An 8,305-nucleotide genomic window follows, 5' to 3' on the forward strand; every position below is an offset into this window, starting at 1 on the left:
AAAATCACTAAGATCAAGAAAAAATTATTAACTTTACTTAAATCAGTGAAGTACGGAGAGTTTTAAGGTCAGTTGTTTTAACTGGTGCACTTTCCGGATTGCTGGTGCGCTTTCGTCGGAATGTCCACAATAGTCTTTATCTGTAAACATGGTTTCTTTTCGTTCTTTGATAGAGTTATCTTTGCCATTAATAAATTTACTTAACAGTTCTATTTCTTCAATAACTCGTTGATTTTGTTTTTCTCTAAATCTACCACTAAACAAAGATACCCAATACCAGTATTCGATTTTTTTTATGTTTGTATTAGTAAAAAGCTTATCCTCCTTCAAAATAAATGCGATAGGTAATAGGAAAAGCTTGTAACTAAAGTCAGTAAACTTTGTTACTCCGCAATTTAACTGTATAAATGCAAGAGTTCTGGCAAAAGTAGTATTTACTTGTTCAATTACTTCAGAGACTTGTTCTTTTTTTAGTTTATAGAGACCATTTTTTTTAAATGTTTCAGTTGTTAATTTAGCTGGATCAGTACAATGTAGGGCAATTAAATTTAGATAGAATTCTTTAACCTCCTTCAAGATACCATCCTTATTAGTTAAGAAAGCATATTGAGAGTTATATTCCTTTTGTTCAATACTATTATCATAAATTTTAATAGCTACTTTACTATTACACGCTTCTGTTATGTAATCATTCAAAGTTTTTTCATCTTTGATTTTGAATAATTTAGCAACCATAATATCAAAAGTATCTAATGCTGTCCCTCCTTTGTTCATATATTCAAAAATAGTTGTTGCACGTACTAATTGACTAGAAGGTAAAACAGGTATGTTTATTTTTGCTTTTAATAAGTCATCAAGGTATCTTGTTATACTTTCATACCATTTGTCATTTAATTCAGTCCAGTAGTCTTCTAAATCATCTTCATTGCCATCAATAAGGTAATCAGGTATGTGTTTTTCATAAATAAGATGGTTTTCTTTAGCTTTTTCTTGGTAGATTACTATTTTATCTCTTAACGCAGATTTTAAAGATCTACTATAAATCGGCTTATTCTCAGATAAGAAATCAAATAAAGGCACTATGTTATTTAATGTAGTTCGTTTGACATAAGTTTTTACTTTGTTTAGATAGATTAAAAGTATTTCTAGGATTAAGATAATGTTCTTTATCTTTTTTTGAAGTCTCTAGGGGGACTGAGTAAAAATTAAATAAGTCTAATATATACTCTGGTTCATAGAAGCTAGGGCTTGATGTGTCAATAATTTTAAGTAATTTCTCGAACATCTCCTCCTTACTTAAATCTAAGTACCATCTATTTCTTAAATTAGGATATAAATCTGTATATCTAGTATTTAATTCATCTTTAGTAAAGGTATCAGATACGTTTTCCAAAGTATTGTTAAATATATTATATAACGTTGAAAGTCTTTGTTGCCCATCTAGAAGGTAGTAGCAATCTGCTGTTGGAATAATGTTACTTTGGTAGCCAATTTGCCTAGCAGAGAACTCATTTTTTTCTCCTTTTAGCAAAAGAAAATTTCCTATAGGTAGATCTACTAAAAAAGATGCTAAGAGTAACTTTTGTTGCTCTGTATTCCAAACAAATTTTCTTTGAAAATCAGGTAGAACTAGATTTTTTTTTGTGCTTTTTCGAATAAATCTTTAAAATTTACATTTTCATATTCCATACTTATTGTCTATATAAAACAACTTGCACAACCTTCTCCTTCAGCGGCTAGAATTTGGTCTTTCCAAGAAGTAGCTTGATTTGCTTTTTGTTTGTTAGTTCTTAAATAGTGTTCTTTTTTTATAGCATTGACTCTTTCAGGCTTTTTAAGTTCAACGAGTGATTCTTCCATCCAGGTGTAACCCTCTTTTTCATATTTAATTGCTTCTTCGTATAACGTTGGATGTTGCTCTAATAACCATACCCATTCAATATTTTGTTGGTAAAAGCAAAAGAAACATCCAGATCTACTTCGGTAATATGTTCCTTGTTGTATTTCTCCATCTATTTCAACCTCGTATTGTATAGGATTGTAATAGGCAGGAATACCAACCCCAGAGTCTTCTAAAATTTGGAAGATATCATTGATATCTAAGTTATCATCATTATCTAAAAGAGGAAATTCATCTAGTTGACCAACTGGATAATCTGTTGTTTTAAGCCAAGCGAAAACAACATGATTAAATACTTTGGTATTTGCATCTAAAAGAGAATTTAGTTTTTGTTTTTGGGTATATCGCAGTGATATGGGCTGAGATACATATTCAAGAATTAAATCTATATTTTCTGGATTTAAGTCTTTATAGGCTTTAGTTATAAAATCAATATTAGAATTGTTCAAAAATTTTCTAATAACATCTTCACTCCAGATATTTTTTCTATAAGGAAATATAGTCTGAATATTTTCTTTTGTTGAGATATATCCGTCGCGATTTTCATCTCCTCGAATACCAACATACGAGATAGTGGGAGCCGTGCCTACGTGCTGTTCAAAAGGCTCTAGTTTCATTTTGGCAGTACACCATCTAGCAGTAGCGGAGGGTAAGTACCCTCCGTATATCTCTAAAAAGTGATCAAATGGATTCTTCATAGGAGAATTCTCCTCATCCATTGATTTATATAGTTGTATGTTTTTACCTAAAACAGAGTTTAATTTATTAATTAAGTCGTAGGTTTCTTGTAATTCTTTTCCGGTATCACAAGTGTAGTACTCAATATCTATATCTGGATGCCTTTGGCTCATGTATATAGATAAGGCAGCACTATCTTTACCTCCAGAGATTCCTAAAACATGATTTACTTTTGACATATTGTTTATTTTAATTCACTTTCTAGCAATTCATATAGTAATTGCATTTTTTCTTGCTTTTCCAAGTTACTAATTAAATTTGTAACTTTTTGTTTTGTTGGATTAAGTTTTGAACTTGTGTTTTTATCTATAATAATTGTTTCTCCAACAGGGATAGATGTTTTATACATTATGTTGATAGAAACCATTTCTTTGTTTTCTTCCTGCTTGAACTGATGTAAATCAATTACAGAGAGAATGTTACTAGAATATTTTTCGAGGTTTGCTAGCAAAATACCCTCTTCATTATCTAACATGCGATCAATAGCTTTATTTAAGGCAACATCAGCTACTGATTTTAGCCATGATTCCCTATTATCAATAGGTGAAGTAAGACGCTTAAAAAACACCTTACTTTGTTGTTCAAGTAGGTCAGGTTTAACTCCGTTTAGACGATTAATAATTTCAGTTTTATAATCTTTAAAGTCTGTTTTCTCACAACTAAAACTACTGCGAATTTTATATTCGATTCTATTTAAAAGTTGTTCATAAGCCTCTCTTAATTCTTTTATAGCATCTTGTATATGAAAAATATATGCCTTTAATTTTTCTTCATCTTCTTCAAAATCATAGCTATTAAAACCTAGAGCTTGTGGAAATAAATTAAATAGAGCATCTTCAGGGTCTTTAGCGTTATCTATTGATTCCCTAAAGGAAATAGCCTTAGCACTGATGTTTTTAGTTTTCTTACTAAAGTCATTAAGATTATTATAAAATCTTAAAAAGCTAGCAAATACAGTCAAAAAAGATGATTTAGCACCTATATTATCATTGTTGTTTACTTGTACTAATTCTTTATAACTTTCTAAAAGGTTCAATTTTAAACCTTGTATTTTGTAATACTTTAAACTAAACTTAGAAGGGTTTTTATGAACAAGTTCAAGTATCTCTTCATCAATGTAAGGGATAAATCCTGATTGTTCATGGAATAATGCATAATCCTCTTTTTTAAATATTAAAAAAGAAGGTATCCAGATATCCCTAAAGCCTTTTTTTAACTTGTATGGTGCTTCACTAAGTATGTCATAAAGTTCTACTAGGTTTCTTCTAGAATTAGAAGCACTTACTAAAAAGTTTTCACATTCCTGCCATATATAATGAAACTTGCTATTAATAGCATTTTCATGCTTTTGATCAGATGGAGCAAAAAATTGATAATAACCTAAATTATTATCTATTTTATGAATAGCAGTATCCTTGAATAATGAAATATATATTGCTTTCTCTGGTGGAAACTTACTGTCTTCAAATCCTAGATTTTCTTTCGAACTATCTGTTAATAGTAATTTTATTAATTTTTTTCTTGCCGATGTAATTTGAGAGCTGATAAACTCTCTATTTATTAGCTCATTTTTTAAGATTGGCTCTTTGCTAAATATTTCAGCACAAATATCAGATAATTGTCTATTTAAAGCTTTTTTATCTTGGATTTTTTGTGGTAAGCCATTGTAGTACCATTGATTAGAATTACCTTTTTCAAACAAATCATTTAAAACAAGATTTTCTAATTGATTTGTGTAATACTGTACTTCTTTATCTATTATTTGTTTTGCTACTAAGTCGTCTTTTTTCTTAACTTTAATTGCCTCAAGTTTCTTTAAGTTAAAAAGATTCTCATGTATTTTTTTAGTGTTATTATATAAAACAAATAGATTTGCTCCTGCGTTTACAGACTTTTGTGTAATTATATCATCAGTTATTTTATCATCAAAAATAAGGTTAATGTAACCGTCAATTGCTCCTTGAGCTGTACTAATCTCTTCTAATGAATTTATAACTTTAAATTCAAAATATCTCGTAGAGCCATGTATGAAAGAATATTTTTTAGCCGATAGAATAGGAAAAGTAATATTTTCTATTATTGCCTGCTCTATTTTAAAGTTAGGGTTAACTTCTTTAGAAATGTCACTTAATTCCTGTTCAATATCTAAATCAGTTCCTTCTAAGAAATTTAGTTTTCCACTATGGTTGAAGTATCTAATTACTCCCGATTTATGCAATGCTTCAAGACAAAAATCAATTTCTGATTCAGTGTAATCGACATTAGTGATACTGAAATATTGCATTAAAGTATCTTTAGTCAAGGAACTGCTACTTACTGCAAATAAATTTAATAGACAAATTGCTTTTATACATTTGCTAGCGATGTCAAAATCCTTCTTGTTTTCAAATATTAGTTCGGCTCTATCGAGTGCTCTAAATGCAATTTGCCATTGCACTCGATGCGGATTTTTGTAACTATGTATCTCAGTTGCTAGGTTTTTTGTTAAATAATCAAATACATTATTTACAGTATAGAAAGATTCAATTTCTGTTGCATCAAAGTCAGATAGAAAAGAAAATAAAGATCTTTCATTCTGCCCATATCTCTGTAGACTACTAACAAGAGTGTTTATTGAAAGGTAATCTAGTGGATATATTGAATCAAGTAATTGATCAATAGTATCTTCTTTATATTTAAAAAGATTAGTATTCTTGATAAAATGGTTTAATTCTTGTGAGTTAGCACAATCTTCTTCTGAAATCTTAATTTGTTTTAAAGCTTCACTAGCAAAAAAGATAAGCTGTTCAATAGGTTCATTAAAAACTAGTTCCTTGAATCTACCTTTTACCTTTTCCCACTCTCTTTTTTCAAGTTGAGATAAGTTATTACTATATTCAGAAAAGTTTTGATGCAGCGTAATTATAAAGAATGCATTTTTTCTATCGTCATTTGCCCATTCCGCAATTAATTGAATTAGGTATAAATCATCTGCATTACCAGTTTTATTTATTTGCTCTAAAAATTTCCCGAATTCATCTATAATAATAACAAGATCTTTTCCTGTTTTGCTAGATTTTAGACGTAGTGATTCAAGTGCATTCATAATTGATTTATGATCACTCTCTTTTATTTTTAGACTATTAGCGATGCTATGACAGATAGATTCGCTTTCACCTACGATTTTAAAAAAATCATAACCATTGTTATTTTCTAAAGTCGGCGTGAAATAAAACTTATCTTTATTTAAATTTCTTTCAGCTGCCCATAAAAATGTAGATTTACCTGTACCATAGTTACCAACTATTGTGAATGATTTTGTAACAGAATTTTGCTTTTGAAAAATACTATTGAATATTTCAACAGCGTTTTGTGTAACGATATAGTTTAGATCTTTATCCTGATCTCTAAGTATATTAGTTGAGATATTATTATGCTTCATAATAGTTATTTAATAATCTTGTTTTTAATTCATCTACGTCAGCTTTTATGGAAACATTATTATTTCCAGCAGTATTACTATATGATATAGAAAAGAATGGATCTGCGTGTAAGCGAATTAGATGATCTTGTAGAGATTCGTTTGTCATACAAAAGTAATTTGCAATTGTGTCTTGTAAAACGCCTTGGTCTATTACACTTTGTTTTATAGTATTGGATAATTCTGCAATACAATAGCCAAGAATCTGAAGAGGAATATCACGATCAATTTTATTGATTCTATAACTATCTCCTTTGCTATCTACTTTTTCTATTAAATTGAGTTCTAGTAAAGGGGAGTTAACATCTTCTTCAATATTTTTAGCAACTTTTTTTGTTGCAGTATAGGATCTAATAAATACTTTGAAATCTGAGGATAGAGTATTGCTACTTGTTCTTTTTATATTATTTGAATCACTAAACTTATTTATGAAGCTAATAATTTTTTCTTCATTAAATTCGTAAGAAGCTTTATCTATAAAATATTCTGTAAAGATTAAATTGTAAATACTTGCATGTTTAAAGTGACAAATATAAAATTGAAGTAACCATAAAGTTCCTTCGTCTTCTAAGTATCTGTCTACTCCATTATCTTCAGAAAATATCGTTTCAGCGAATGCTGTTATTCTACCATTTTCAGTTATATGGAAAGCATCCAACCAATACTTTAAAGAAGATACCATATTTCGTCCAATGCCTAGGTGTTTTATAGCATTCTCAGTATGATTGAATTCTCTATATGTTTGATTTACAGTAAATTCGTAACCTTTTAATAACCACTGTTGCTTACAATGAAAAGTATCGTGACCTGAAAACTTTAGTATCATAGTTGATTAAATTATTTTTTTTTGCTAAATTAAGCAATAAATGGATAGATTCATCCATTTACGATAGGAATATTTAGAAGTTGCTATAAAATGTATCATTTCAGGTATTTTATTTGCTTTGTTTTTTAGCAAGACAAGCTTGTGGAATTTTATAGAGATACTACGAATGAGTTTTTTTGGAATGTTTTATAGGTCTACAATGAGGATAAAAGAGAATTTTCTTGTTTCTAAGTAATCTTAAAGCAGTCTAAAACATTATACTTTATAAAGTCAAAAATACTCTATGATATAGGGGGGAAAACACTAAGAAGTGCTTGGATGAAGTTTTAAGATTAAAAATTATTACAATAGTACGAGTGATACTTGAAAATTATAAGAATATGATTTATTAAGAAAAGAACTGAAGATAACTTTGTTAAAGGATATAACAAGCACTATTTAATTTTGTTTCAATCCCCAAAATGACTAAGAGGATGATTGAACTCAATATGTATGCGAGGAAGCTAAAAAAGAAAATCAAAAAGTTATGTTTAAAAAGCTACTGTAATCGTTAAATAGGAATACACCATTTTTTGCAACAAGACTGCGCAACTTTTTCCAGAATAATTACATAGTTCATCTTTTGGAGCTTTTGTCCCGAAAGAAAATATAATTTTTGTTTTAAACCAAAAAGACAAAGAAAATACGAATCAATATTATTCTGAAAATTATTATCTACAAAGAAGTTTATCAAATGATATCAGAAGGATTCTCTAGCTGTTTCATTGCAAATCATAGAATTCAATTAGCTTATTGCTAGTCGATTAGGTTAAACTCTGAAAGTTAGATGCTTTTAGGGTTTAGCCTAGAATTTCCTGTCCACTTTCACTGGAATAGGTAGTTACTAAATATTAAATTGAATTTAGTGTTTAAACTTGACATTTTAGAATTAAATAGTATATAATTTACTGAGATCCGTCTTTGGTTAAATTAACAAAATAAACTATGTTTGTTATTGAAAGATAACGGTAAGTTATGTTTTGAAACATTCAAAATTGAGATTCTCGTTTTCAAAACGACTTGTTCTTGCAGAGGGCTGGAGAATTATTTCGAAATCGTTAGTTTTTTGTTGAAATAGTAGATAGATTTAAAATTTTGACTTGTTTATTAAATTGATTTGATTAATTACTTTTTGTGTACCATCTTACTGAATTGAAACCTTATCGTTTCTATCTTTATCACTGATGCCAAATCCCGAAACGTTACTGGTAAGTTTGTTTTAACCCCTATAATCCTAGAGTATTTTTGATTTTTAAAAGTATAATGTTTTAGGCTACTTTTTTCTTGCTTAAAATCAAGTGTTTGTCCATTTCCCATTTCTCCATTGGAGTGATTTTTCCAA

The 8,305-nt window shown here is 28.8% G+C and carries 6 protein-coding genes; all 6 read right to left on the reverse strand.

Annotation, left to right across the window (positions count from 1 at the left end):
• Positions 1-42: 42 nt before the first annotated feature.
• Positions 43-1,080, reverse strand: a complete 1,038-nt coding sequence (locus ACYSNX_RS12570; RefSeq protein ID WP_461755009.1) for a hypothetical protein — start codon at positions 1,078-1,080, stop codon at positions 43-45.
• A gap of 4 nt (positions 1,081-1,084) precedes the next feature.
• Positions 1,085-1,657 (reverse strand): DUF262 domain-containing protein, encoded by a 573-nt coding sequence (locus ACYSNX_RS12575; RefSeq protein ID WP_461755014.1) that lies wholly within the window; start codon positions 1,655-1,657, stop codon positions 1,085-1,087.
• A gap of 41 nt (positions 1,658-1,698) precedes the next feature.
• The gene (locus ACYSNX_RS12580; RefSeq protein WP_461755010.1) at positions 1,699-2,817 is read right to left on the reverse strand and encodes a phosphoadenosine phosphosulfate reductase domain-containing protein; all 1,119 of its coding nucleotides are present in this window, start codon (positions 2,815-2,817) and stop codon (positions 1,699-1,701) included.
• 5 nt (positions 2,818-2,822) lie between these two features.
• Positions 2,823-6,059 carry a hypothetical protein gene (locus ACYSNX_RS12585; RefSeq protein WP_461755011.1) on the reverse strand — a complete coding sequence of 1,079 codons (3,237 nt, stop codon included), beginning with the start codon at positions 6,057-6,059 and terminating at the stop codon, positions 2,823-2,825.
• Positions 6,049-6,924, reverse strand: coding sequence for a DUF4007 family protein (locus ACYSNX_RS12590; RefSeq protein WP_461755012.1), 876 nt, complete (start codon positions 6,922-6,924; stop codon positions 6,049-6,051). The genes ACYSNX_RS12585 and ACYSNX_RS12590 overlap by 11 nt, the downstream gene beginning before the upstream one ends.
• A 1,164-nt stretch (positions 6,925-8,088) precedes the next feature.
• Positions 8,089-8,305 (reverse strand): hypothetical protein (locus ACYSNX_RS12595; protein ID WP_461755013.1); only part of this gene is annotated, 217 nt, incomplete at its 5' end.

Source organism: Myroides sp. LJL115 (genome assembly GCF_054871665.1).